Genomic DNA, 26,752 nt, shown 5'->3' with positions numbered 1-26,752 from the left:
ATCCGTCCCCGTCCGGGATGCAACGGCCGCGAATGCTTCGGCAGCCTGGGCGGGCAGTAGACCGAAGGAGATCGCCATGAGCAACATCATCCGCCGCGCCGGTTCCGACATCACCGAACCCTTCCGCCGGTTCCTTGAAGGGGACTTGGGAAGCTGGCTGCGCGTCGAGGAGTACAACGAGGAAGGGACCCTGGTGGTCAAGGCCGAGGTTCCAGGCATCGACCCCGAGAAGGACGTGGACATCACCCTGGCCGGCTCCGAACTGCGCATCGAGGTGCGGCACGAGGAGAAAACCGAGCACAAGAGCAAGCGCGGCTACCGGTCCGAATTCCGCTACGGCACGTTCAACCGCTCCATCTCGCTGCCAGGCGCGGTCCGGGAAGAGGACATCAAGGCCTCCTACACGGACGGGATCCTGGAGGTCCGGGTTCCCGTTTCTGACCAGCCCACGGACACGTCCCGGAAGATCCGCATCAACCGGACGTAATCGGTAGTCGAGCCTGCCCCGGTGGTCGAGCCTGTCGAGACCTGGGTTTCGACAGGCTCAACCACCGCCGGTGTCGACGAGCTCATCCACCGGGGTTTCGACAGGCTCAACCACCGGGACCGGCTTGTACAGTGAACGCATGCCTGAGCACCCCGCCGCCCTGACCGTGCCGCCGCTGGAGCAGCTCCTGGATTCCGCCCATGTGGTGGCCCTGCCCATGCGTGTGAAGTTCCGCGGCATCATGGAGCGCGAAGCCCTGTTGTTCCGCGGCCCGGCGGGCTGGGGCGAGTTCGGCGCTTTCCCGGAGTATGGCGACGCCGAAGCCTCCCGCTGGCTGGCCGCCGGAATCGAGGCCGCGTTCCACGGGTTCCCGGAGCCGCTGCGGACCAGCGTCCCGGTCAACGCCACTGTTCCCGCCGTGCCGGCGGACCGGGTGCCGGAGGTGCTGGCCCGGTTCGGCCGGGTAGACGCCGTGAAGGTGAAGGTTGCCGAAAAGGGCCAGGGACTTTCGGACGACGTTGCCCGCGTTGAAGCCGTCCGCGTGGCCCTTCCCGGGGCAGACATCCGGGTGGACGCCAACGCCGGCTGGAGTGTCCCGGAGGCGGTGGAGGCACTGACCCGGCTTGCCGCCGTCGGGCTGCAGTACGCGGAGCAGCCTGTGCCCACCGTTGCGGACCTCGCGGAGGTGCGGCGCCTGCTTCGTGACGCCGGGGTGCCCGTCCTGATTGCCGCGGATGAGAGTGTGCGCAAGGAAGATGACCCCCTGCGCGTGGCCCGGGCCGGCGCCGCGGACCTGATTGTGGTCAAGGTGGCGCCGCTTGGCGGGGTACGGCGCGCACTGCAGATTGTGGCAGCTGCCGGACTTCCCGCCGTCGTAAGTTCCGCCCTGGACACTTCCGTGGGCATCCGCGGCGGGCTGGCCCTTGCCGCTGCGCTCCCGGACCTGCCGTACGCGTGCGGGCTGGGGACCGTCTCGCTGCTGCAGTCGGACATCACCACAGACCCGTTAGTGCCCGACGACGGCGCCATCACCCTCCGCGACGCCTCCGCCGACGCCGGGCTGCTGGAGCGGTACGCGGCATCGGGGGAGCGCAGGGACTGGTGGCTGCACCGGATGGAACGCGCCTACAACCAGCTGGGAGTTCACTGTTAGTTCACCCGGTTGTCGGGTGGAAGTCGGATGCTGCTGGGAGGCTCGGCACGACCGTGTTAAACCCTGGAAGGCACCCCCATGACTGAAACTCCCGGACGCATCCGCAATTTCCTCCCCATGCTTGGCCACACCAAGGGAAAGCGCAGTGCCGTCACCTGCGCCCTGAAGTGTGACAACGCCTGCTCTGGCGACGTCTGCAACACCAGCAAGAACAGCTACTTCCGCGACATCGCCTCCGCCACCATGTCCCGCCGCGCCGCCCTGGGCTTCGGCGCCGCCGGTGCGCTCGCCGTCGTGCTCGGTGGAAACCTGGCCACCGCAGAAACCGCCACCGCAGGCCCCGGCCTGGCCCCCGCAGCCAAGGCCGGCTTCGGCAAGTCCAAGCTGCAGTTCACTGCGATCGCACCGGTGGACGCCGCCGTCGACGCCGTCACGGTCCCCGAGGGCTTCACTTGGAAGCCGGTCATCCGCTGGGGAGATCCCCTGTTCAACGGTGCGCCGGACCTGGACCTGAACAACCAGACGGTGGCCGCCCAGGAGCAGCAGTTCGGCTACAACAACGACTACACGGACATCCTGGAAATCCCCGGCAGCAAGGGCCGCCGCGCCGTACTCTTCTCCAACCACGAGTACACCAACGACGCCATCATGTTCCCGGCCACCATGTCCGCCGCAGACATGCGCGCTGTGGGGGCAGCCGCGCACGGTCTGTCAGTGGTGGAGCTGGAACGCAAGAACAAGAACCAGCCGTGGACCTACGTCAAGGGTGCAGAGCTGAACCGCCGCTTCCTGAACAGCACGGTGTACGAACTGACCGGTCCGGTGGCAGGTTCCGCCCTGGTCAAGACCGTTGAGGACCCGTCCGGCCGGCTGATCAAGGGCACGCTGGGCAACTGCGCCGGCGGCACCACCCCGTGGGGCACCATCCTCTCCGGTGAGGAGAACTTCCAGGGCTACTTCGTGGCTCCCGGAACGTCCGCGGGAGACAAGCGTTATGGCCTGACGTCCAAGCCCACCGCCCGCCAGTGGGAACTGGACGATCCCCGCTGGGACACCCGCAACCCGGGCTACGAGAACGAAGCCAACCGTTTCGGCTACATCGTTGAGGTTGACCCGTTCGACCCCACCTCCACCCCGAAGAAGCACTCCATGCTGGGCCGCTTCAAGCACGAAGGCGCCAACGTCATCATCGCCGAGGACGGCCGCGTTGTTGCGTACTCCGGTGACGATGAGCGCTTCGACTACCTGTACAAGTTCGTCTCCCGGGACAAGTACCGCGAAGGGGACCGCGCCCACAACATGACGCTGCTCTCCGCCGGCAGCCTCTACGTCGCCAAGTTCACCGGCAACTCGCCGGCCGCCGAAATCACCGGCACGGGCGCCGTGCCTTCGGATGGTGCCTTCGACGGAACCGGCGAATGGCTGCCCCTGGTACTCGACGGTGCCTCCGCCGTTCCCGGGATGACCGTGGAAGAGGTGCTGGTTTACACACGCCTCGCCGCTGACAAGGTGGGCCCCACCAAGATGGACCGGGCCGAGGACGTGGAGCCCAGCCTCTTGACGGGCAAGGTTTACGTGGCCTGCACCAACAACTCCAACCGCGGCGTGGGTTCGAACGAGGGCGCCACCGAGGTCAACCCGCGCAACCAGAACCGCGACGGCCACATCGTGGAAATCACGGAACTCGGCGGCCAGGCCTCCACCACCTTCGCCTGGAACCTGCTGATGGTCTGCGGCGATCCGGCCCAGGGCGACGTCACCTACTTCTCCGGCTTCCCCGTGGACCAGGTTTCGCCCATCTCCTGCCCGGACAACCTCGCGTTCGACTCCGTGGGCAACCTCTGGATCTCGACCGACGGCGCACCCTCCGGCATCGGCAAGGCGGACGGCCTCTTCAAGGTCACCCTGGACGGCGCCGAGCGCGGCCGCGTGGAGCAGTTCCTCGCCGTCCCGCGTGACGGTGAAACCTGCGGCCCGATCATCCACGACGCCGAGCGCACAGTCTTCGTCGCCGTGCAGCACCCGGGCGAGGATGGCACTTTCGACCAGCAGCTGTCCTACTTCCCGGACTACGTTGCCGAAGGTTCGACGCCGGCACCCGGCCAGGTGCGCGCGCCCCGCCCGTCAGTGATCCAGGTGTTCCGCACGGACATCTAACCTCTGGTAGTCGAGCCTGGCCCCGGTGGTCGAGCTTGTCGAGACCCGAGCCGGTGGTCGAGCCTGTCGAGACCCGAGCCGGTGGTCGAGCCTGTCGAGACCCGAGACCCGAGCCCGCCGAATCGGCCCAGTGGTGCCCACATTGTGGGTGTCGCTGGGCCGATTTTTGTCCTGCGAACGGTGCCCATGAGCACCCCGGTTCGTTGACAAGATTTGTCACGCCTGTTGTAATTCGTCGACCATGGTTGCGTGCCCGACTGCGGCCATCGGCTATTCAAGGAGGAATAGTGTCCGAAGACAATCGGCGGATTCAACTGCCCATGGCCCAGCATGTCCGTGGCAAACGCAGCCCCGTCACCTGCGCCCTCAAATGCGGTAACGCCTGTGCAGGCCCGGAGTGCAACTCAAGTTCCAACAGTTACTTCAGGGATATTGCCGAACGCGCCATTTCCCGGCGGGCGGCACTGGGACTGGGGCTGGCCGGCGCCTTGACCCTCGCGTTCACCGGCCCTGGCGCCACCCGTGCGGAGGCGCTGGCCCCGGCCGCGAAGGTGGGCCGTTCCAAGCTCAGTTTCCAGCCCATCGCACCGGTGGCCGGCACCGTGGACGCAGTATCCGTACCGGAAGGTTTTGACTGGGACGTGGTCATCCGCTGGGGAGACCCGCTCTTCGCCGACAGCCCTGCCTTCGACCCCGCGCACCAGACGCCCGAGTCCCAGGCCGCACAGTTCGGCTACAACAACGACTACTCGGACATCCTTGAACTTCCCGGCAGTAAAGGCCGCAGGGCTGTCCTGTTCGCCAACCACGAGTACACCAATCCTGAACTGATGTTTTCCGCTGAAGACCTCACGGCTGACCCGGCCCGCGCGCGTGCCGTATCCCGGGCAGGACACGGCCTGTCCGTCGTCGAACTTCAACGCAAAAACAAAAACGATCCCTGGCAGTACGTCCAGGGTGCACCGCTCAACCGCAGGTTCCTGATGGAAACCCCATATGCCTTCACCGGCCCGGCCGCCGGCTTCGCGCTGCTGCGCACGGTCACGGACCCAGCAGGCACCACGCCGCTGGGCACCCTGAACAACTGCTCCGGCGGAACCACACCGTGGGGAACCATCCTGTCCGGCGAGGAGAACTGTAACTTCTACTTCCGGGCTCCGGGGACCTCCGACGCCGACAAACGCTACGGCTTCAAGGACGAAGCAACGGCGCAGGGCTGGGAACTTGACGATCCGCGCTGGGACACCCGCCAGCCGGGGCATGAGAACGAGGGGAACCGCTTCGGCTGGGTCGTCGAGGTGGATCCGTTCGATCCGACGTCCACCCCCAAGAAGCACACCTCGCTGGGCCGGCTCAAGCACGAAGGCGCGAATATCCAGATCGCCGCGAACGGCAAAGCAGTGGCATATACGGGTGACGACGAACGGTTCGAATACCTCTACAAGTTCGTCTCCGACGACGTCTACGTTGAGGGCAACAGGGCGCACAACATGACGCTGCTGCATCAGGGGAACCTGTACGTGGCGGAGTTCTCCGGCGACTCCGGCGCCGAGATAGACGGAAGCGGCCAGGTTCCCAGCGATGGCTCGTTCGACGGAACCGGCCGCTGGCTGCCGCTTGTGCTTGACGGTGAGTCCGCGGTTCCGGGGATGAGCCTGGACGAGGTGCTGGTGTTCACCCGACTGGCCGCTGACAAGGCAGGTGCCACCAAGATGGACCGGCCAGAAGACGTCCAGCCGCACCCCGTCACGGGCAAGGTCTACGTTGCCTGCACCAACAACACGGACCGCGGCAAGGCAGGGAAGGAAGGTGCCACGGAGGTCAACCCGCGCCTGCTGAACCGCGACGGCCACATCGTTGAAATCACGGAGGACAACGGCGATCAGACCGCCACGACGTTCTCCTGGAACCTGCTGCTGGTTGCCGGCGATCCAGCCAACGATCCCACCGCCTACTTCTCCGGATTCCCAGCGGATCAGGTCTCGCCGATTTCCTGCCCGGACAACCTGGCCTTTGATTCCGCCGGAAACCTTTGGGTTTCCACCGACGGGGCAGCCAAATCCATTGGCTACAACGACGGCCTGTTCAAGGTCACGCTGGACGGTCCCGAACGGGGCAAGGTGGAACAGTTCCTCTCGGTGCCCCGGGGTGCCGAGACCTGCGGACCCATCATTCACGACGACGAACGCCACGTATTCGTCTCAGTCCAGCACCCTGGGGAGGAAGGGACGTTCGAAGCGCCGCTGTCGCTGTTCCCGGACTACGTCGGTGCCGGAGAGACCCCGCCGGCCGGCGCGTTCCGGATGCCGCGCCCGTCGGTGATCCAGGTGTCGCGCGTGGACTAGCCCGCTGGTCGAGCCTGTCGAGACCCGGAACCCCGCCCCCGGTGGTCGAGCTTGTCGAGACCCGGGATGGTGGCAGACTGGATTGGTGACTTCCCCTCATGACCAGACGTCCGACGTCGACAGCTCTCCCCGGATTCCCCTCAGCGCCCTCGCGGCAGCCCGGATCGCGGTGGATGCCCTGCTCGACGGCGGTGTGCGGCACGTGGTTGTTTCGCCGGGTTCCCGTTCGGCCCCGATGGCGTACGCGCTCGCCGAGGCTGAGGCGGCGGGGCGGGTTGAGCTCCTGGTCCGGATCGACGAACGCAGCGCCGGCTTCACCGCCCTGGGCCTGGCGCTGGCCACGGGGTCGCCGGCGGCCGTGCTCACGACGTCCGGGACCGCCGTCGGTAACCTCCTTCCTGCCGTGATGGAAGCCAACCATGCTGCTGTCCCCCTGGTGGCGGTCTCCGCGGACAGGCCCGAGGAACTGCGAGGCACGGGCGCCAACCAGACCACCATCCAGCTCGATTTGTTCGGCGAGCACGTCCGGTTCGCTGCGGACGTGGCGGCCGGCACGAGCCCGCAGCGGGCTGTGGACACGGCGATCTCGGCGGCCACCGGTGCGCTGGACGGGCTGCCGCCGGGCCCGGTTCAGCTTAATCTTGCCTTCCGGGACCCATTGGTTCCGGCGCCGGAAGAGGAACTCCCGGCGCCGGCCGGCCGGCAGCGTTTCAGGATCGGCACGGAGCCGCTCACCATGGACCTCCCGACGGCGTCCGCGGACCTTCCGGAACGGCGCACCGTTGTGCTCGCCGGGCACGACGCCGGACCTGTTGCCGAAGCTTTCGCACGGGCGCACGGCCTGCCGCTGCTTGCCGAACCGTCGTCCAACGCCCGGTTCGGGCCCAACGCCGTGGGGCCGTACCGGCTGCTGCTGGAGCACTTCGGGCCGGCTTCCGTGCAGGCGATCGAGCGCGTGGTGATGTTTGGCAGGCCCACGCTTTCGCGGCCCGTCGCGGCTTTGCTGGCGCGTGCAGACATTCCGTCGGCGCTCTACCAGCCCGTGCCGGTCGCCTGGTACGAGCCGGGCCGGCGCACTGAGCTGCCGCTGGAGAGCCTGGCGGACCTCGCCGCTTTTGCCGGCCGCGGCTCAGCCGAGTGGCTTGATTCCTGGCTGCTGGCAGGTGCCGCCGCCCAACACGCAGTCGACTCCGTGGCTGCTGAGACCGCGGCCACCGGTCCATCCGTGGGTGCCCTGGTTTGGAAGCACGCCCGCGGCCAGCTGCTGTTGGGCTCCTCCAACGGGATCCGGGACGTTGACCTGGCCGGACTCCCGGCAACCGAACCAGCAGCCACCGTGTACGCCAACAGGGGACTGGCGGGGATCGACGGCACCATTTCCACCGCCACCGGCCTGGCACTGGGCGGGCAGCAGCAAACCACCGTCCTCCTCGGCGACGTCACCTTCCTGCACGACGCCGGCGGCCTCCTGCTCGGTTCCGGCGAGGCCCAGCCGGACCTGCGGATCGTGGTCCTCAACGACTCCGGCGGCGCCATCTTCGGACTCCTTGAGCACGGCGCCGTGGAAGAGGCCGGGCGCTACGGAGACGCCGTCGAACGCCTCTTCGGCACCCCGCACAGTGTGGACATTGCGGCACTCGCTTCCGCATACGGCGTCGGGCATTCCCTGGTAAGCACGACGGCGGGACTCGCCGAAGCGCTGGCCCAGCCGGTCAAGGGCCGCAGCATTATTGAGGTGCGCACGGACCGGCACTCGCTGCGGCAGCTGCACGCGCGGATCCAGCACGCGGTGGCGGCAGCGGTCGCCCGCCCCTGACCCAGCTGCGTCCCACACTGGCGACGCGCAAATTACCTGGTGACGCGCCAAGGGGCTCGTGACGCGCAGTTGCCCTGTCGCTAGGGATATATCCATGGCGACAGGGCATTAGCGCGTCGCGTCTGGAGTGTTGTCCACATAGCGCAGCCCGCCCCTGTCTGCGGGGATACATAAGCTGGCATCGTCGTCGCATGAGAGAACTTCCACAGCTGCTCCTGGCACGTGACCGGATCCGGCACGGGTTGACGGCCAAGGACCTGGCCCGCCGGGCGCGGTTCGGTTCACTGGTCCGGATCCGGCAGGGTGTTTACCTGGATGGCCCCACATGGCGGGAAATGAAGCCCTGGGAGCAATACCGGATGCGTATCCAGGCGGCCGCGGAGACCTGCCAAAGTACTACGGTCTTCGCCCGGCATTCCGCCGCCACTGTATGGGTAGCACCCATCATCGGCCACCATCATCCGGTTGAGGCTTTGGCACTGAAGAACGACGGCGGGAGGTCACGGTCGGGGATCCGCCGGTATTACGCGGGGCCCTCCGAGGTCCAGGCTGTTCGGCGTGAAGGCCTGCTGGTCACCCCACGGATCCGGACGGTTCTGGATCTTGCCGCGTTCACCCCCTTCGCAGAAGCGGTGGTGCCGCTGGATCATGTCCTGAAACCCGACAAACACCTGCGCTTGCCCTCACTGGAGAGGGAAGAGCTGCTCGCAGGGCTGGATTCCCGCTATTCCATGGCGGCGCAGGAAAGGATTCTTGCCGCCCTGGACTTCGCGGACCCATTGTCCGGTTCGGCGGGGGAGTCTTACAGCAGGGCGCTGATGCATGCGGCGGGCTTTGAGGCGCCCATCCTGCAACAGGCCTTTTATGACGCCGACGGTCTGATTGGCTACTCGGATTTCTACTGGAAGGAGGCCCGGGTGGTGGGCGAGTTCGACGGCGAGGCCAAGTACCTCAACCCCGAGTTCCTCAACGGGCGCACTACGCAACAAGCCCTGTTGGACGAGAAGAGGCGCGAGAACAGGATCCGCGCCCTCGGACTCAACGTGGTGCGCTGGGAGTGGTCGGAGGTGATGAAGCCCGGCCGGCTGGAACGCATGCTGGCCGCAGGAGGTGTGTGCCGCCGTCGTACGCGTTCCTCCGGCTTCGACGCGCAAAAGTCCGCGTGACGCGCGAATGGGCTCATGACGCGCAAATGCCCCGTCGCTAGGGATATATCCATGGCGACAGGGCATATGCGCGTCGAAAGTCGGGAGTGGCAGGAGCGCGCGCCCTACTCTTCGATCTCGATGTGCGTCGGATCCAGGACCCGGCGCAGGAACTCCTTGGTGCGCGGCTGCTGGGGAGCGCCGATGACGTTCTCCGCCACGCCTTCCTCCACCACTACGCCGCCGTCCATAAAGACCACGCGGTCCGCTACTTCGCGGGCAAAGCCCATCTCGTGCGTGACCACCAGCATGGTCATGCCTTCCTTGGCCAGGTTGCGCATCACGGAGAGGACATCGCCCACGGTCTCCGGGTCCAGCGCGGACGTTGGCTCATCGAAAAGCATCAGTTCCGGGTCCATGCTCAGCGCCCGTGCAATCGCGACGCGCTGCTGCTGGCCGCCCGAAAGCTGGTCCGGGAAACGGTCCGCGAGGTGCCCCAGGCCCACGCGGTCCAGGTTGCGCTGGGCAACACGGTTGGCCTCTTCCTGGGACCGCTTGAGCACCTTGGTCTGCGCGATCGTGCAGTTGGCCAGGGCATTCAGGTGCGGGAACAGGTTGAACTGCTGGAACACCATGCCCACCTTGCGGCGCATCCGGTCGATGTCCACATCGGGGTCGGTAGCGTTGAAGCCGCCCACGTGGATGCTGCCCTCGTTGGGCTGCTCCAGCAGGTTGACGCAGCGCAGCAGCGTGGACTTGCCCGAGCCGGAAGGACCAATCAGGCAGACCACCTCGCCCGGAGCAACCTCCAGGCTGATGCCCTTGAGGACTTCATTGGAGCCGTAAGACTTCCGCAGATCCTTGATGGAGACTCCGGCCGCGTGGATGGTAGCGGTGCCGCCGCGGGAGTTGTTGTCGACGTCGTTCATGTTCTGCCTGCCTATCGCTTGGTCCGCGCGGAGCGGCTTTCGAACTTCCGGGCCAGGAGGCTCAGCGGGATGGTGATGACCAGGTAGAAGGCACCCGCCACCAGCAGCGGGGTCAGGCCCGCGCCCAGGCTGGAGATGCCGTCACGGCCGAACTTGGTGAGCTCGTACTGCGACGCCGCGAGGCCCAGCACATAGATCAGCGAGGAGTCCTTGGTGAGCAGGATGACCTCGTTGGTCAGCGGCGGGAGGACGATCTTGAACGCCTGCGGGATCACGATCGACACCATGGCACGCCACTGCGGCATACCGAGCGAACGGGCTGCCTCGAGCTGGCCCTTGGGGACGGCCTGGAGGCCGGCGCGGAGGGTTTCGGCGATGTACGCGGACGCCACCATGCCGAGCGAGACCATCACAATGACCGTCACGTTCCACTGCACGCCGAACGCCAGCGGAACGCCGTAACCGAACGCGATGAAGACCAGCAGGGCAGGGATGCCGCGGAAGAACTCGATGTAGCCGGTGGCGATCCAGCGGTAGAGCGGGAAGCTGGAGAGTTTCATCAGTGCCAGCAGCAGGCCACCGGAAAGGCCGACGATGAAGCCCAGGAACGTGTAGATCAGCGTGTTTTTCAGGCCCACCAGGAAAATGTCCGGGAAGATCGGGCCGATTTTGCCGAAGTTGAAGACGCTGTTGGCCATCGTCTTCCAGTCAGTGGCCAGGATCATCGCGGCAAGTGCCACGATGAAAATTCCCGCCTGGACGTACAGACTGACTCTGGCCCGTTGACGTGCGGTCATTGCCATGGTTGCTCACATTTCGTTGTGCGTGGCGGAGGCCCCGGACGGACTGGGATGCAGTTCGTGCGGGGCCTCGTGCCGGCTGGATTGGAGGCCGCCCGGCTATGACCGGGCAGGGCGCTTACTTAGTGGTTTCGCCGAACCAGGTGCTCTTGAACTTGTCCATGCTGCCGTCCTCGGTGAGGCGCTTCAGCGTGGCGTTGACCTTGTCGAGCATCTCGGTGTTGCCCTTCTTCACGGAAATGCCCAGCTGCTCGCCCGTGGCGTAGTCCTCAACGCGCTCGAGGTCACTGGCGTCCTTGATGGCGTAGCCCAGGACCGACTGGTTGCCCAGAGCCGCATCAACGGTGCCGGCTTCGAGTGCCTGGACCAGGAGCCCGGTGTCTTCGAAGGTGACGGCGTCCAGGCCCTGCTCGGTGGCGTAGTCGGCGCCGGTGGTGGCCTGCTGCACGCCAACCTTCTTGCCCTTGGCGCTGTTGATGTCCGTGATACCGGAATCGTCGCTGGCCACGAGGGTGAGGTCGTCATCCATGTAGGGCTCGGAGAAGTCCATGACCGTCTTGCGGGTGTCCGTGATGGAGATCGAGGAAATGGAAACGTCGCACTGCGTCAGGGCGGTTCCGGTCTCGATGGCCTCGAAGGAGCTGTCCACGACGTTGAGTTCGGCGTCGAAGTCCTTGGCCAGTTCGTTGGCGATGTCCATGTCGAAGCCGACGATCTTGCCGTCCTTCTGGAATTCGAAGGGCTCGTAGGGAACGTCCGAGCAAACCGTGAGCTTACCTGCGTTGATGAGCTGGATGCCGCCCTCGGACGCTGCGGGAGTGCTGCCGCCGCCGCCACAAGCGGTGAGGGTCAGGGTGCCGGCGGCCAGGAGGGCTGCTGCCTTGGCTGCGATTTTGGCCTTGGCCGGGGACATAAGCTGCATGGTTCTTTACCTTTTGTTGCGGGGGTGTGCGATTGGAGGTCGGTTTTTAGTGTATCGCCCGAAAAGAGATGTGCATCACAGGAAACTTAGTTTCACTATTGGATAACTAATCTACGGTAAAAATCAAGGCTTTCCGGTGGGCGCGTGTCTGATATCCCGGACGTCTGGCCCAACCAACCGGCCCAACTAGCTAACAGGTAACGTCGTGAAAACGCTGTTTAGCGACGTTAAATGCGACCTAGTTGGGGGAGGAGGCGCAGGTCAGGAGGTTGGGAGGCCCAGCGACTCGAGCATCGGCCGGAACTTGGCCCACGTTTCCGCGAGCTCGGCCTCAGGCACCGAACCTTCCACAATCCCGCAGCCGGCGTACAGCCGCACCCGGTCCGGCGCCTCGATCACGGCACCACGCAAGGCGATGCCCCACTCGCCGTTACCCGCCGCGTCCAGCCAGCCCACCGGACCGGCATACGGACCGCGGTCCAGGTGTTCCAGCCGCCGGATCAACGCGCCGGCCACCTCCGTGGGCGTGCCGCAGACCGCCGCCGTGGGGTGCAGGGCGTTGATCAGTGCGAGGCAGGTGGGAACGTGCCCCTCCACCTCGGTCAGCTCCGCTTTCACGTCTGACGCGAGGTGCCACACGTTGGGCAGTTCCAGGATGAAGGGTTCGTCGTGCGCGTTCATGGCGTCCGAGAACGGGGCCAGCTGCGACGTCAACGATTCAATGGCGATCTGGTGTTCGTGCCGCTGCTTTTCCGAGCCGGCGAGCACCCGTTCGGCGTACGCCAGGGGAGCGCCGCCGTCGGCCACTGCATCCCGGCGGTCCAGCGTTCCCGCGAGCACGCGGGCCTGCGCCGTGCGGCCGGCCACCTGGATCAGCATTTCAGGGGTAGCGCCCACCAGGCCATCCACGCCGTACGTCCACGTTTCGCGGTACCGGAGGGCAAGTTCGCGCAGTACGTCAGCGGCGTTCACCCCGGCCGGAACCGTGGCCACAACGTCCCGGGCCAGTACCAGTTTCTCCAGCGCGCCGGTGCGGATCTCCGCCACGCCCGCGGACACGGCGGCCATCCAGTCCTCTTCGCTGAGCGAGCCGGTTTCCAGCGTGGGAATCTCGGAGGAAATGTACGACGCCGGGCTGCCGGAGTCGGGTCCGGAGCCGGAACCAGCACCACCGCTCAGCCAGCGCTCCAGCGTGGCGAGGGCGCGCTCCGGGGTGAGGTCGCCGTCGTCGAACCTTAGATGGGTGAGCCACGCCTGGCCGTCACGGACCCCCACAACGATCTCCGGCACAATCAGCCGGGACTCGTGGGCGGACGTCTTGGAGAACGCGAAGGATCCAAAAGCCACGGGCCCGGTCCCGGGAACGGCAACGGAGTCCTCAACAAGGGCTTCGAGCACCAGGTGCCGCCACCAGATGTCCGCCTCGAGGAACCGGTCAGGTCCGGTGGCCGTGAAACGCGCGGTCTCACCGAACCCCACCAGCCCGGCCTCGCGGCGCATCCAGCACAGGACGTCGTCCCGGACCAGAAAAGACGGCAGCCCCCCGGGAAATGATTTTCCATCCAGGGGGACCGTCAGGGTATGGAGCGTGCTCGTCATGATGGAACAACAGTACTCCGCCAAATCAGGCCCGGGCCTAACCGCGCACTGCGCCAAACCCGCCCGGTTCGTGACCCTGCCCAACATTTGAGACAATGTCTGGGTGAACCGAGCATCCTTGGATAAGCGTCCGGACGAAGTAGCCACGATGTTTGACGACGTCGCACCCAAATACGACGTCGTCAACGATGTCCTCTCCATGGGGCAGACCCGCCGCTGGCGCAAGATCGTGGTGGACGCGGTGGATGTTTCCGCAGGCCAGCGGGTCCTGGACCTCGCCGCGGGAACCGGCTCCTCCAGTGAACCCTTCGCGGACGCCGGCGTGGATGTTGTGGCCTGCGACTTCTCCCTGGGCATGCTCAAGGTGGGCAAGCGCCGCCGCCCGGACATCGACTTCATTGCCGGTGACGCCACCAACCTGCCGTTCGCGGACAACACCTTCGACGCCAGCACCATCTCCTTTGGCCTGCGCAACGTCAACGAGCCCAAGAAGGCGCTGGCGGAGATGCTGCGCGTCACCAAGCCCGGCGGCAAGCTGGTCATCGCCGAGTTCTCCCAGCCCGTAGTCCCGCTGTGGCGCACCATGTACACCGAGTACCTCATGCGCGCGCTCCCGGCCATCGCCACCAAGGTCTCCTCCAACCCGGACGCCTACGTGTACCTGGCGGAGTCCATCCGCGCCTGGCCGGACCAGGACCACCTGGCCGCATGGCTGCAGGAATCCGGCTGGGAAAACGTCACCTACCGCAACCTCAGCGGCGGGATCGTGGCCGTGCACCGTGCGTTCAAGCCGGAAACAACCACGCCCGACGGCGGTGCTGCCGCCATCGCAGCGAACAAGGGCCCGGTTGCCAAGCTCCGCCGCAACATTCCGCGCCCCACGCGCTGATAGTGCGGACGTACTGACACTGTGAATGTACTGATCGTCGGCGCGGGTCCGGCCGGATCCACCGCCGCGTACTACCTCGCCAAGGCCGGCATTAACGTCACCGTCCTGGAAAAAACCAGCTTCCCCCGGGAGAAGGTCTGCGGCGACGGCCTCACCCCCCGCGCTGTCCGCGAGATCCAGAAGCTCGGCCTGCCGCACCCTGTTGAGGACGGGTGGCGCCGGAACAAGGGGCTCCGCCTGGTCGCCGGCGGCCGCACCATCGAACTGCCCTGGCCCGAGGTCTCCGATTTCCCGCAGTACGGCCTGATCCGGACCCGCCTGGGATTCGACGAGGAACTTGCCCGGCATGCCCAGTCCGCCGGCGCCACCATCCTGGAGCGGCACAGCGTCACCGATGCCCTCAGGGACGACGCCGGCCGCGTCACCGGCGTCCGCGCAGCGCTCCTGGACGAGTCAGGACGCAAGACGGGGGAGACACGCGAGTTCAGTGCCGACGTCGTGCTTGCCGCTGACGGAAACTCCACGCGGACCGCAGTGTCGCTGGGAATCCAGAAGCGCGATGACCGTCCGCTGGGCGTTGCGGTCCGCACCTACTTCGAATCCCCGCGCACTGACGACGACTGGATGGAAGGCTGGCTGGAACTCCCCGGCCGCGACGGCAAACTGCTGCCCGGCTACGGCTGGGTGTTCGGCGTCGGAGACGGCACGTCCAACGTGGGCCTGGGCATCCTGAACTCCTCGAAGGAATTTGGCAAGCTGGACTACAAGCAGGTCCTGCGCGAATGGACCGCCGGGATGCCCGCCGACTGGGGCTTCACACCGGAGAACCAGGTGGGCGAAATCCGCGGCGCCGCGCTGCCCATGGGCTTCAACCGCACCCCGCACTACTCGCCGGGCCTGCTCCTCCTGGGCGACGCCGGCGGCATGGTCTCCCCGTTCAACGGCGAAGGCATCTCCTACGCCATGGAGTCCGCACGGTTCGCTGCGGAGTTCATCATCGACGCCTCCTCGCGCCGCGCTGCTGCGGGGGAGTACGACGCCGATGCGCACCTCTCCCGGTACGCGGACCATGTGCGGGACCAGTGGGGATCGCACTTCACCCTGGGCCGGGCCTTCGCCGCGCTGATCGGCAAACCCGCCGTGATGAAGCTGGCGCTCCGCACCGGCATGCCGATTCCCGTGCTGATGCGCTTTGTAGTGCGGCTCCTGGCCAACCTCACAGATCCCGCGGCCAAGGGCTTCGAAGACCGGGTGATCCGCGTTCTGGAGTCCCTGGTGCCCGCCACCTCAAACTCCCCGGCAGTCTCCCATCAGCGGTATCCGCAACAAAAAGTTAGGGTTAACCCGTGACCAACCCCGCAGACCACAGCTGGACGCACGCCGGACACGGCCTGTCGGACTCTGAACCTTCCCTTAACACCACAGCCATCGCCACCGGGCTCCAGCTTCCCGCGGGCTTCGCTGCCATCGCGGAAGACGCCGAACTGGGCCCCGCGATCACCAACAACCTGGCCCGGGTGGAGAAGAAGCTCCGCGAAGCCATTGCCAACTCGGACCCCCTGGCTGACGCAACGTCGCGGCACCTGGTGGAAGCCGGCGGCAAGCGCATCCGCCCGCTCCTGACCCTGCTCTGCGCGCACCTCGGGGACGCCTCGCTGCCCGCCGTGGTGCAGGCCGCCGTTGTGGTTGAGCTGACGCACCTGGCAACGCTGTACCACGACGACGTGATGGACTCCGCCCCGTTCCGCCGCGGCGCCCCCACGGCCCACGAGGTCTGGGGCAATTCCGTGGCCGTGCTGACCGGTGACCTGATCTTTGCCCGCGCCTCCATCCTGGTGTCCGAGCTCGGCTCGCGGGCGCTGGGAATCCAGGCCCGCACGTTCGAGCGACTGTGCCTGGGCCAGCTGCACGAAACCGTGGGCCCCCGGCCGGACGAGGACCCTGTAGAGCACTACCTGTCAGTGATTGCAGACAAGACCGGTTCGCTGGTGGCAGCCTCCGGCCAGCTCGGTGCGATCTTCTCCGGTGCCGATCCCGCCTTCGAGAACGTGCTGGTGGAATACGGTGAGAAAGTTGGCGTCGCTTTCCAGTTGGCCGACGACGTCATCGATGTCACCGGCATCAAGGTCAAGTCCGGCAAGTCCCCGGGCACGGATCTCCGGGAAGGCGTCCCCACGCTGCCTGTACTCCTGCTCCGGCGCGATGCCGCGGCCGGTGACCAGTCCGCCGTCGAACTTTTGAAGCTTATCGACGGGGATCTTACTTCTGACGAGGCGCTGGCTGAAGCTGTGGCCGGGCTGCGCGAGCACCCTGTGACGGTGGAGTCCTGGCGCGTTGCCCGGGAATGGTCCGACGCCGCAATCGCCGCGCTGGCCCCGTTGCCGGAGGGTGTTGTGAAGACGTCCCTGTCCAACTTCGCAGTGGCTGTGGTGGACCGCGCCAGCTGATTGGGGCGGTGACCGAGGGGCTTCGGTGATCGAGCCCGCCCCGGTGATCGAGCCTGTCGAGATCCGGGGTCGAGATCCGCTTAAAGATGCAATGGCCCCATTTCCTTTGCAACGATACGAGTCATACGTTGCGCGGAAACGGGGCCATTTCTCCGTTCGCATCAGGTCCGCCGGAGGCGTTTAGCGGGCCCAGAAACAGTGTATGACAGTTTTGTCACAAGGCGCAAGTCCTTTGTAACTGCGACTTGTCACAGCCCGGCTGCCCCACCGCTCCGGTTAAACCCAACTAGGTCGCAGTTGTTGCCCTTTAGAGCCGTCTAAAGGGCAACTAATGCGACCTAGTTGGGAAGGGAAGGGGGTTAGTCCTCTTCGTCGTTGAACGCCCAGTCGAACATGTCGAACACGAACTCGGAGAACGTGCCTTCCTCGCTCTTCCACTGGCCGCGGGCGTTGTTGCGGCGGTAGACGATCGGGTCCGGGATGCTGAGGTCCCCGGTGCGGATGCCCCAGGTGAACTGCTCTTCCTCGTCCTCAAGGAACATAAGGAAGCCTTCGTCATCAACTTCGAGCTCTTCGGGGTCCCAGAAGTAGTGGTAGGCCTCCATGAGGTCCTCGCAGCCGCCAAGGGCCAGGTAGAACTCGCGCAGCACCAGGGGAATGGTGAACTGGTGGGCGGACAGGGCCTCGTCCAGCTCCTCGGCGGACAGGCCGTCCTCCTCCTGCCATTCATCCTCGAGATACTTCGGAACAAGCGCGCGGAACTTCTCGAGGAACATGTCAGTCATGCTCATATCCTAGCCAATCCGGGGAGCCGCCAGAGCCACGCGAAGCCGCCCCAACAACCGCCCCAACAACCGCCCTAGGACCCGCTGCTGCTGCGCTCCATGCCCAGCCGATGCCAGCCGCGCACGGCCAGGGGGACGCACCAGGAACGGCGCCAGGCAACAACCCGGAAGGTGAACACCAGGGCGGCCACCGCGGAGGCAGTCAATGCGCTGAACGAGCCCGTGAGCCAGAGCATCGTGGTCAGGGACGCGCCCAGGAACGCCGGCAGGGCGTAGATATCTGCCGGGTTGAACAGCTGGGGCACCTCGTTGGCCGTGATGTCGCGCAGCAGGCCGCCGCCCACGGCAGTCGTGACGCCCAGCAGGATCGCCGTCACGGGGTTCATGCCGAGGGACAGTGCCTTCATGGCCCCGGTGATGCAGAACAATGCCAGCCCGCCGGCGTCGAACAGTACCAGGAGCGAGGTGAACCGCTGGACGCTGGAGAACAGGAAATACACCAGTGCGGTGGCCAGCAGCGGTGGCGCCAGGTAGGCCGGATTGGTGAAGGCCGCGGGCGTGGTGTTGAGGATGATGTCCCTGATGACGCCGCCGCCCAGCGAAACCAGGGAGGCCAGGAGCAGGGAACCCACTATGTCGAACTGCTTCCGCGCGGCCAGGAGCGATCCGGAGACGGCGAAGAAGAAGACGCCGGCGAGGTCCAGCCAGACCAGGGCGATGTCAAAGGGGAATGTCATGGAGCGTCCCGGCGGTTTCAAAGAGGGGCGGAATGGGCGGCTCCAACGTTACGCTAGCCCCTATGAACAGCCCCATCCTGATCGCCTGTGCCCATGGGACGTCCAACACACAAGGTGCCGCCGAGGTCAATGGCCTCCGGGCCGCCATCGCCGCCCTGCGCCCGGGCCTGGATGTCCGGGAAGCATATGTTGACGTGCAGCAGCCGGACCTGGTGGACGTTGTGGCGGGGCTGCCGGAAGGCGAAACCGCGGTGATCGTGCCGTTGCTGCTGAGCGTCGGCTACCACGTGAAGGTGGACATCGCGAAGGCTGCCAGGAGCCGTCCGGGAACGCTCGCCGCCGATCCCCTGGGACCTGACCCGCGCCTCGCCCAGGTGCTCAGCATGAGACTGGCGGAAGCGGGACTGACCGACCGTGACGCCGTCGTGCTTGCAGCCGCTGGTTCGTCGAACGCGAACGCCGCGGTCAGCGTGGAGGAACTGCTCACCCGGCTGCAGGCGCTGCGGCCCAACCGCATGGTGGCCGCCTACGGTGCTTCCGCCACACCGTCAGTGCCCGACGCCGTCACCATGTTGCGCACGGAGCTGGAAGGCGGCGCCGGGGCGGGGGAGTCCGCGGGAGCAGTGGACGACGGCGGCAGGGTAGTGATTGCCTCCTACCTGTTGGCTCCGGGGTACTTCCACGACCAGCTGGCGAAGGCCGGTGCGGACGTTGTCACGGCGCCCTTGCTGCCAGCCGCCGAACTCGCCGAAATCGCCCTCGAAAGGTATGACGCCGCCGTCGCAAAAGGTTCATGACGAATTGTGTCCCTAGGTGACCTCGCGTTTCCGGGCCTTTGTCACAAAAATCCGGCGCGACCTACAGTCGATGCATGACTGATACAGCTCTAGCCGGAGCAGGCGCGGATTCTGCTGGCACCAAGCGGCCCGTTCGCACCAACCGTCCCGCAGCCAAGCCGCACGGCCAATGGAAAGTGGACGGCAAGACGCCGCTGAACGCCAACGAAACCTGGAAGCAGGAAGACGACGGCCTCAACGTGCGCGAGCGTATCGAGTCCATCTACTCCAAAGAGGGTTTCGACTCCATCCCCGGCCAGGACCTGCACGGCCGCTTCCGCTGGTGGGGCCTGTACACGCAGCGCAAGCCCGGGATCGACGGCGGCAAGACCGCAACGCTTGAGCCGCACGAGCTCGAAGACAAGTACTTTATGCTCCGGGTCCGGATCGACGGCGGCGCGCTGACCACCGAGCAGCTGCGCGTCATCGGCCAGATTTCCGTTGACTTCGCCCGGGATTCCGCGGACCTCACGGACCGCCAGAACATCCAGCTGCACTGGATCCGCGTGGAGGACATCCCGGAGATCTGGACCCGCCTGGAAGCAGTGGGACTGTCCACCACCGAGGCCTGCGGCGACGTCCCGCGCGTCATCCTGGGCTCGCCCGTAGCCGGCATCGCCAAGGACGAGATCATCGATCCCACGCCGCTGATCCACGAGCTGGGCGAGCGGTTCATCGGCAACCCGCTGCTGTCCAACCTGCCGCGCAAATACAAGACCGCCATCACCGGCCACCCCAGCCAGGACGTGGTCCACGAGATCAACGACTTCGCCCTGGTGGGCATCAACCACCCCGAACTGGGCGTGGGTTACGACCTCTGGGCCGGCGGCGCACTGTCCACCAACCCGATGCTGGGCAAGCGCCTCGGCGCATTCGTGAAGCCCGAACAGGCCGCGGACGTCTGGCTCGGCGTCACCAGCATCTTCCGCGACTACGGCTACCGGCGCATGCGCACCAAGGCCCGCCTGAAGTTCCTCATGGCCGACTGGGGTCCGGAGAAGTTCCGCCAGATCCTTGAAGACGAATACCTGGGCTACAAGCTTGCCGACGGCCCGGCCGCGCCCAAGCCCACCACGCCCGGCGACCACATCGGCGTGCACGAGCAGAAGGACGGCAAGTTCTTCATCGGCGCCACCCCGCTGGCCGGCCGGCTCTCCGGCGCCGCCCTGGTCAAGCTCGCGGACACCCTTGAGGCCCGCGGCTCCTACCGGCTGCGCACCACTCCCCACCAGAAGCTCGTTGTCCTGGACGTGGAGAAGGACCAGGTTGAGCCGCTGGTTGCCGAGCTGGACGCCCTGGGCCTGTCCGCCCGGCCGTCTGTGTTCCGCCGCGGCACCATCGCCTGCACGGGCATCGAATACTGCAAGCTGGCCATCGTGGAAACCAAGGTCACGGCCGCCAGCGCTGTTGCCGAACTGGAACGCCGCCTGGCGGACCTCGTGGAATCCGGCGAGCTTCCGCAGGCACTGTCCCTGCACATCAACGGCTGCCCCAACTCCTGCGCCCGCATCCAGACCGCGGACATCGGACTCAAGGGCATGATGCTGCCAACGCCCGACGGCGATCCCTCCCCGGGATTCCAGGTCCACCTGGGCGGCGGGCTGGCATCCAACAACCGCGAAGAAGCCGGCCTGGGACGCACCGTCCGCGGCCTCAAGGTGTACGTCGAGGACCTGCCGGACTACGTCGAACGCGTCGTCCGCTCATTCGTAGCCCAGCGCGCCGAAGGCCAGACCTTCGCCGAATGGGCCCACGCAGCAGACGAGGAGGCCCTGCAGTGAGCTCAAATCAGCAAGTGGCAGGCGATGCCGCCCAGGGAGTGGCATCGGGCCTGTCGAAGCCGCGCGCTGGGCTGATCGAAGATCAGCCGCGCGGCGAAGGGGCGGGGGCGGCATCGCCTGCCACTAAGCTCCGCTCCCACGCCGAGCTCAAGGCCCTCGCCGAGGCCGGTGCCGCCGAACTGGGCTGGAACGCCCCCGCCCGCGAAGTCATCGCCTGGGTGGCCCGCAACTTCGAGCTGCCCGCAATAACCGTGGCGTGCTCCATGGCCGACGCCGTCCTGCCGGCCCTCGTCGCGGACCAGCTTCCCGGCGTCGACGTCCTGTTCCTGGAGACCGGCTACCACTTCCCGGAAACGCACCAGACCCGGAACGAAGTAGCGGCGAACCTGCGCGTGAACGTGGTGGACGTCCTCCCGGAAAACACCGTTGAACAGCAGGACCGGTTGCTGGGCAAGGACCTGTTCGCCCGCGACGCCGCCCAGTGCTGCGCGTTGCGCAAGGTCCAGCCGCTGCGCCGTTCGCTGGCCGGCTACGAGGTGTGGTTCACCGGCGTCCGCCGCGACGAAGCCCCCACCCGCACGAATACGCCGATCATCACCTGGGACGAAGGGTTCGGCCTGGTCAAGGTCAACCCCATGGTCGACTGGACCTTCGACCAGCTCCTGGAGTACTCCGAGGACAACATCCTTCCCGTCAATCCACTCCTGAGCCAGGGCTACCCGTCCATCGGCTGCCAGCCCTGCACCCGAAAAGTGGCCCCGGGCGAAGACCCCCGCGCCGGCCGCTGGTCAGGTTCCGACAAGACAGAATGCGGACTACACACATGAGCACATTCCACGACACCCTGGTTTCGACAGGCTCAACCACCAATCCGGTGATCGAGCCTGTCGAGATCCCTGCCCGCCTCAGCAGCCTGGACACGCTCGAGTCGGAGGCCATCCATATCATCCGCGAGGTTGTTGCCGAGTTTGAGCGGCCTGCGCTGCTGTTTTCCGGCGGCAAGGATTCCGTGGTTATGTTGCACCTGGCTACCAAGGCGTTCTGGCCTGGCAAGGTTCCGTTCCCCGTTTTGCACGTGGACACCGGTCACAACTTCCCGGAGGTCATCGACTTCCGTGACCGGACTGTGGAGAGGCTGGGACTTAAGCTCGTCGTCGGCTCCGTCCAGGAGTTCATTGACAGCGGCGAGCTGGCGGAGCGTGCCGACGGTACCCGTAACCCGCTGCAAACTGTTCCGCTGCTGGACGCGATCCAGAAGAACAAGTTCGACGCCGTCTTTGGCGGCGGCCGCCGTGACGAGGACAAGGCCCGGGCCAAGGAGCGCATCCTGAGCCTCCGCGACGAGTTCGGCCAGTGGGATCCGCGCAACCAGCGCCCCGAGCTGTGGAACCTGTACAACGGCCGCCACACGGTGGGCCAGCACGTCCGCGCGTTCCCCATCAGCAACTGGACCGAGCTGGACATCTGGCGCTACATCGAGCGCGAGAACATCGAGCTGCCGGGCCTGTACTACGCCCACGAGCGCGAGGTCTTTGCCCGTGACGGCATGTGGCGCGCAGTGGGCGAAGTCTCCCAGCCGCTGCCGCACGAGGACGTCATTACCAAGCTGGTCCGCTACCGCACCGTGGGCGACATGTCCTGCACAGGCGCGGTTGAGTCCGACGCCCGCACCGTGAGCGACGTTGTGATCGAAGTAGCCGCCTCCACCATTACCGAACGTGGCGCCACCCGCGCAGATGACCGCATCTCCGAGGCAGCCATGGAAGACCGCAAGAAGGACGGGTACTTCTAATGATTTCGACAGGCTCAATCACCGAGGCGCCGAGCTCAATCACCGAGGGCCTGCCCACCACGCTTTTCCGGTTCGCCACGGCCGGATCGGTCGACGACGGGAAGTCCACTTTGGTGGGCCGCCTCCTGCACGATTCCAAGGCGATCCTGGCAGACCAGCTCGACGCCGTTGCCCGCACCTCTGCGGACCGTGGATTCGGCGGCGCAGGTGCCACCGGAACGCAGGCCATTGATCTGGCGCTGCTCACGGACGGCCTGCGTGCCGAGCGCGAGCAGGGCATCACGATCGACGTGGCCTACCGCTACTTCGCCACGGACCGCCGCAGCTTCATCCTGGCTGACTGCCCCGGGCACGTGCAGTACACCAAGAACACGGTGACGGGCGCATCCACCGCGGATGCCGTCGTCGTACTCATTGACGCCCGCAAGGGTGTGCTGGAGCAGACGCGCCGGCACCTGTCCGTGCTGCAGCTGCTGCGTGTGTCGCACGTGATTGTGGCTGTGAACAAGATTGACCTGGTGGGTTTCAGCGAGTCCGTGTTCCGCGAGATCCAGGCCGACGTGCAGCAGGTTGCGCGTGAGCTGGGCATCGGATCAGCGGAGCTCGGCGCGGCAGACCACATTGAGGACCTTCTGGTCATTCCGGTGTCCGCGCTCGAAGGCGACAACGTGGTGGACCGCTCCGCCCGCACCCCCTGGTACGACGGTCCGGCCCTGCTGGAGGTCCTGGAAACGCTGCCCGCCGCGGACGAGATCGACGCCCACCTGGAGAGCTTCCGCTTCCCGGTGCAGCTGGTCATCCGGCCGCAGGGTGCCCTCGCTCCGGACGCCGTTGCAGGTGGCCTGGACGTGGAGGCCTACCGCGACTACCGTGCCTACGCCGGCCAGATCACGGAGGGCTCCGTGAAGGTTGGCGACTCGGTTTCCGTGTTGACGCCGGGCCAGGAACCGCGGACCACCACGGTGACCGGCATCGACTTCGCCGGAGCTTCGCTGGAGGAAGCCGCCGCCCCGCAGTCCGTGGCCATCCGCCTGGCTGAGGAATTCGACGTCGCCCGTGGAGACACCCTTGCCGCCGCCGGCAGCGTCCGCGAGGCGTCCGCTGACCTGTACGCGGCCCTGTGCTGGCTCTCGCCCAAGCCGCTGCGCGAAGGAGCGAAGGTGCTGGTGAAGCACGGCACCCGCACGGTCCAGGCGATGGTCCGCAACGTCAACGGCAAGCTGGACCTGGCGTCCTTCAAGCTGGAGCCGTCCTCCAGCCTGGAACTGAACGACATCGGCCACGCACAGCTCCGGCTCGCCGCGCCGCTGCCGCTGGAGAACTACCTGCACCACCGCCGCACCGGCGCGTTCCTGGTGATCGATCCCCAGGACGGCAACACGCTGGCCGCGGGCATGGTCAAGGACCACCCGGGCGACCACGAGGACGAGCGCTACTCCATCTAGGAGCCTGCTGAACCAGGTACCTTCCCGGGATCGCCGGAACGCTTCCAGCTCGCCGTAGAACTACGGCGAGCTGGCGCGTTTCCGGCGAATTCGGCACCAGGTGCCAGGCCAGCCTTGCGGACCGCTCGCCCCGCCCGCCATGATCGGAAGTGGGAGGGCAGCGCCGTGGAGACCATCAACAGCAAGCTCATCAACTGGGCCTCGATCCTGGATGAGAAGACCCGCGAGCAGGCGCTGACCACGGCCAGGCTGCCGTTCATCTACCCGCACCTGGCCCTCATGCCTGACGCGCACCTGGGCAAGGGCGCCACGGTCGGCTCGGTCATTCCCACCCTCAACGCGGTGATCCCGGCGGCCGTGGGAGTGGACATCGGCTGCGGGATGATCGCCGTCCGGACTCAATACTCAGTGAAGGACCTGCCGCACGACAGGAGAAAGCTCCGGGAGGGAATCGAACGGGAGGTCCCGCTCTCCGCCGGGCACAACAACCGGACCATCCTGCCAACAGCCGCCCCACGCGTTGCTGAGCTGAAGCGCCTCGCGGCCAAGGCCGGCTTCGACCCCGCGCAGTACGTTGCCAAATGGGACCTGCAGCTGGGTTCCCTGGGCTCCGGCAACCACTTCATCGAGGTCTGCGCTGACGAGGATGACGCCGTCTGGCTGTTCCTGCACTCCGGTTCCCGGGGCATTGGCAACAAGATCGCCCAACACCACATCGGCGTCGCCCAGCGTTACATCCAGAAGAAGGGGATCAGGGTTCCCGACGCCGATCTTGCCTACCTGGAGGAAGGCACCTCCGAATTCACGCGGTACATCGCGGAACTCCGGTGGGCCCAGCACTTCGCCCTGCTGAACCGGGAGGAAATGATGGACCGGGTGATCAGCCAGTTCTCGCACTGGGTGGCCGGGCCGGTGAAGGAGCGCGAACGGATCAACTGCCACCACAACTTCACACAGCAGGAGACCCATTACGGCAAGTCCGTGTGGGTGTCACGCAAGGGTGCGATCAAGGCCGAGCGTGGCGATCCCGGTCTGATTCCGGGTTCCATGGGAACGGCGTCCTACGTGGTCGAGGGGCTGGGCAACAAGGCCTCCCTGAATTCGTCCCCGCACGGTGCCGGCCGCGAGTATTCAAGGAACGCGGCCCGGAAAACCTTCTCACTGGATGAACTGAAAACGGCCATGCGCGGCATAGAATTCCGCGCCTCTGAGGCCTTCATTGACGAGATCCCTGCAGCCTACAAGCCGATCGACCAGGTGATGAGCGACGCCGCGGACCTGGTGACGGTCCGGCATAAGCTGCGCCAGCTGGTCAACGTCAAAGGAAACTGAACCGGGGCAGCCGGGACCGGCGGAATATGACGCCTTATGAACCCGCGTGACCCCCCGTTTCCACGGTATTGAAGCGAAATATGGCAGTACCTACTGTGAATCCATGACCACTTCGGAATGGTCCTTCCTTGCCCTGCCGGGGCGATGTCAAGGGGCCTGAAAACCCAGTCCCTTTCGCATCCCAACCTCCAAGGACCCATCATGGCCAACAGTTCCGAACCACAAGGACCCGCCCAGGGCACCATCCGCATCGTCGCCGGGGAAACCGACAAGCCGAAGCGCCGCCGCACCCTTGAAGCAGCCCTCGCCGTCGGCCTGGTGCTCCTGATCGGCGCAGGTGCCGCCATTGCGTCGGCCGTTTCCAGCGGCAGCCAGGCCGCGCCGGCTCCCGCCGCGTCCCCGGCGGCTGAGCTCAAGCTCGGCTACTTCGGCAACGTCACCCACGGCCCCGCCCTGGTGGGAACCAGCCAGGGCATCATCGCCAAGGCGCTGGGGGAGACCAAGCTCAGCACCCAGGTTTTCAACGCCGGGCCCTCCGCGATTGAGGCGCTCAACGCCGGCGCGATAGACGCCACGTACATCGGCCCCAACCCGGCCATCAACTCCTACGTCAAGAGCAACGGCGAGTCCATCAGCATCATTGCCGGCGCCGCGGCGGGCGGCGCCCAGCTGGTGGTCAAGCCGGAGATTACCAGCGCGGCAGACCTCAAGGGCAAGGTCCTTTCCACGCCGCAGCTTGGCGGAACCCAGGACGTTGCCCTCCGTGCCTGGCTGGGACACCAGGGCTTCCAGACCAGCACCGACGGCGGCGGGGACGTCAGCATCAACCCCACCGAGAACGCCCAGTCGCTCAAGCTCTTCCTGGACGGGAAGATCGACGGCGCCTGGCTGCCTGAACCATGGGCCTCCAGGCTGGTCCTTGAAGCCGGAGCCAAGGTGCTGGTTGATGAGAAGGACCTGTGGGAGAACGGCGAATTCACCACCACCATCCTGATCGTCAACAAGAAGTTCGCCGCCGAGCACCCGGAGACGGTGAAGGCGCTCCTGAAGGGCCACGTGGACTCCGTGAACTGGCTGAACTCGGCCTCCGCTGAGGAAAATGCCAGCACCATCAACGCCGTCCTCAAGGACACTGCCGGCAAGCCGCTTCCGGCAGACGTCATCAACCGCGCCCTGTCCAACATCACCTTCAACACGGACCCGCTGGCCGCAACCTATCCCAGGCTGCTGCAGGACGGCGTGGACGCGGGCACCACCAAGGAAGCGGACATTTCCGGCATCTTCGACCTCCGCGCCCTGAACGAGGTTGAGGGTAAAAAGACCTCCGCCGCAGGGCTCGGCCAGGACTAGGCGCC

22 protein-coding genes are annotated in these 26,752 nt (G+C 66.1%); 16 read left to right on the top strand and 6 right to left on the bottom strand.

Annotation, left to right across the window (positions count from 1 at the left end; translation table 11 throughout):
* Positions 1-76 precede the first annotated feature (76 nt).
* From ACPJW8_RS14400 to ACPJW8_RS14375, 6 genes are all read left to right on the top strand, one after another.
* Positions 77-487: an Hsp20/alpha crystallin family protein gene (locus ACPJW8_RS14400; protein WP_330187312.1), complete on the top strand. Its 411-nt coding sequence runs from the start codon at positions 77-79 to the stop codon at positions 485-487.
* A gap of 139 nt (positions 488-626) precedes the next feature.
* Complete coding sequence (locus tag ACPJW8_RS14395) at positions 627-1,640, top strand: o-succinylbenzoate synthase (protein WP_330187313.1); 1,014 nt, start codon at positions 627-629, stop codon at positions 1,638-1,640.
* Between the two features lie 78 nt (positions 1,641-1,718).
* A complete protein-coding gene (locus ACPJW8_RS14390; protein WP_330187314.1) occupies positions 1,719-3,797 on the top strand; it encodes a PhoX family phosphatase in 2,079 nt (692 codons plus the stop codon).
* 320 nt (positions 3,798-4,117) lie between these two features.
* Positions 4,118-6,142 (top strand): PhoX family phosphatase, encoded by a 2,025-nt coding sequence (locus ACPJW8_RS14385; protein WP_330187485.1) that lies wholly within the window; start codon positions 4,118-4,120, stop codon positions 6,140-6,142.
* Between the two features lie 85 nt (positions 6,143-6,227).
* Positions 6,228-7,958 carry a 2-succinyl-5-enolpyruvyl-6-hydroxy-3-cyclohexene-1-carboxylic-acid synthase gene (gene menD / locus ACPJW8_RS14380; protein ID WP_330187315.1) on the top strand — a complete coding sequence of 577 codons (1,731 nt, stop codon included), beginning with the start codon at positions 6,228-6,230 and terminating at the stop codon, positions 7,956-7,958.
* Positions 7,959-8,149: 191 nt separating this feature from the next.
* Entirely contained in the window at positions 8,150-9,124 is a 975-nt protein-coding gene (locus ACPJW8_RS14375) for a hypothetical protein (protein ID WP_330187316.1), read from the top strand.
* A gap of 104 nt (positions 9,125-9,228) precedes the next feature.
* Here ACPJW8_RS14375 and ACPJW8_RS14370 read toward each other — a convergent pair whose 3' ends face one another.
* The 4 genes from ACPJW8_RS14370 to ACPJW8_RS14355 form a co-directional block, all read right to left on the bottom strand.
* A complete protein-coding gene (locus tag ACPJW8_RS14370; RefSeq protein ID WP_330187317.1) occupies positions 9,229-10,032 on the bottom strand; it encodes an amino acid ABC transporter ATP-binding protein in 804 nt (267 codons plus the stop codon).
* 11 nt (positions 10,033-10,043) lie between these two features.
* A complete protein-coding gene (locus ACPJW8_RS14365; RefSeq protein WP_330187318.1) occupies positions 10,044-10,835 on the bottom strand; it encodes an amino acid ABC transporter permease in 792 nt (263 codons plus the stop codon).
* A 115-nt stretch (positions 10,836-10,950) separates the two neighbouring features.
* A complete protein-coding gene (locus ACPJW8_RS14360) occupies positions 10,951-11,754 on the bottom strand; it encodes an ABC transporter substrate-binding protein (RefSeq protein WP_330187319.1) in 804 nt (267 codons plus the stop codon).
* Between the two features lie 261 nt (positions 11,755-12,015).
* Positions 12,016-13,353, bottom strand: a complete 1,338-nt coding sequence (locus tag ACPJW8_RS14355) for an isochorismate synthase (protein WP_330187320.1) — start codon at positions 13,351-13,353, stop codon at positions 12,016-12,018.
* Between the two features lie 103 nt (positions 13,354-13,456).
* Here ACPJW8_RS14355 and ACPJW8_RS14350 point away from each other — a divergent pair, with 103 nt between their 5' ends.
* The 3 genes from ACPJW8_RS14350 to ACPJW8_RS14340 are packed head-to-tail and all read left to right on the top strand — an operon-like array spanning position 13,457 to position 16,689.
* A complete protein-coding gene (locus ACPJW8_RS14350) occupies positions 13,457-14,242 on the top strand; it encodes a demethylmenaquinone methyltransferase (protein WP_330187321.1) in 786 nt (261 codons plus the stop codon).
* Positions 14,243-14,263: 21 nt separating this feature from the next.
* Positions 14,264-15,592, top strand: a complete 1,329-nt coding sequence (locus ACPJW8_RS14345; protein ID WP_330187322.1) for a geranylgeranyl reductase family protein — start codon at positions 14,264-14,266, stop codon at positions 15,590-15,592.
* A complete protein-coding gene (locus ACPJW8_RS14340) occupies positions 15,589-16,689 on the top strand; it encodes a polyprenyl synthetase family protein (protein WP_330187323.1) in 1,101 nt (366 codons plus the stop codon). Before ACPJW8_RS14345 ends, ACPJW8_RS14340 begins: the two co-directional genes overlap by 4 nt.
* A gap of 359 nt (positions 16,690-17,048) precedes the next feature.
* Here ACPJW8_RS14340 and ACPJW8_RS14335 read toward each other — a convergent pair whose 3' ends face one another.
* Together ACPJW8_RS14335 and ACPJW8_RS14330 are read right to left on the bottom strand one after the other, a co-directional pair.
* Positions 17,049-17,474, bottom strand: a complete 426-nt coding sequence (locus tag ACPJW8_RS14335; protein WP_330187324.1) for a hypothetical protein — start codon at positions 17,472-17,474, stop codon at positions 17,049-17,051.
* Positions 17,475-17,548: 74 nt separating this feature from the next.
* Complete coding sequence (locus tag ACPJW8_RS14330; RefSeq protein WP_330187325.1) at positions 17,549-18,211, bottom strand: trimeric intracellular cation channel family protein; 663 nt, start codon at positions 18,209-18,211, stop codon at positions 17,549-17,551.
* Between the two features lie 62 nt (positions 18,212-18,273).
* Between ACPJW8_RS14330 and ACPJW8_RS14325 the strand changes: the two genes are divergently transcribed.
* From ACPJW8_RS14325 to ACPJW8_RS14295, 7 genes are all read left to right on the top strand, one after another.
* Positions 18,274-19,008, top strand: a complete 735-nt coding sequence (locus tag ACPJW8_RS14325) for a sirohydrochlorin chelatase (RefSeq protein ID WP_330187326.1) — start codon at positions 18,274-18,276, stop codon at positions 19,006-19,008.
* A 74-nt stretch (positions 19,009-19,082) separates the two neighbouring features.
* A complete protein-coding gene (locus ACPJW8_RS14320) occupies positions 19,083-20,828 on the top strand; it encodes a nitrite/sulfite reductase (RefSeq protein ID WP_330187327.1) in 1,746 nt (581 codons plus the stop codon).
* Positions 20,825-21,655, top strand: coding sequence for a phosphoadenylyl-sulfate reductase (locus ACPJW8_RS14315; protein WP_425256351.1), 831 nt, complete (start codon positions 20,825-20,827; stop codon positions 21,653-21,655). The genes ACPJW8_RS14320 and ACPJW8_RS14315 overlap by 4 nt, the downstream gene beginning before the upstream one ends.
* A complete protein-coding gene (gene cysD, locus ACPJW8_RS14310) occupies positions 21,652-22,620 on the top strand; it encodes a sulfate adenylyltransferase subunit CysD (protein WP_330187328.1) in 969 nt (322 codons plus the stop codon). The genes ACPJW8_RS14315 and cysD overlap by 4 nt, the downstream gene beginning before the upstream one ends.
* A complete protein-coding gene (locus ACPJW8_RS14305) occupies positions 22,620-24,065 on the top strand; it encodes a sulfate adenylyltransferase subunit 1 (RefSeq protein WP_330187329.1) in 1,446 nt (481 codons plus the stop codon). The genes cysD and ACPJW8_RS14305 overlap by 1 nt, the downstream gene beginning before the upstream one ends.
* Before the next feature lie 165 nt (positions 24,066-24,230).
* Positions 24,231-25,397, top strand: coding sequence for an RtcB family protein (locus ACPJW8_RS14300; RefSeq protein ID WP_330187330.1), 1,167 nt, complete (start codon positions 24,231-24,233; stop codon positions 25,395-25,397).
* Between the two features lie 201 nt (positions 25,398-25,598).
* Entirely contained in the window at positions 25,599-26,747 is a 1,149-nt protein-coding gene (locus ACPJW8_RS14295) for an ABC transporter substrate-binding protein (RefSeq protein WP_330187331.1), read from the top strand.
* Positions 26,748-26,752 lie beyond the last annotated feature (5 nt).

This window comes from Pseudarthrobacter sp. J47 (assembly GCF_049810315.1).
Taxonomy (GTDB): Bacteria; Actinomycetota; Actinomycetes; order Actinomycetales; family Micrococcaceae; genus Arthrobacter.
Note: the sequence above shows the minus strand (reverse complement) of the source record. Positions and strands in the feature narration are given on the sequence as shown.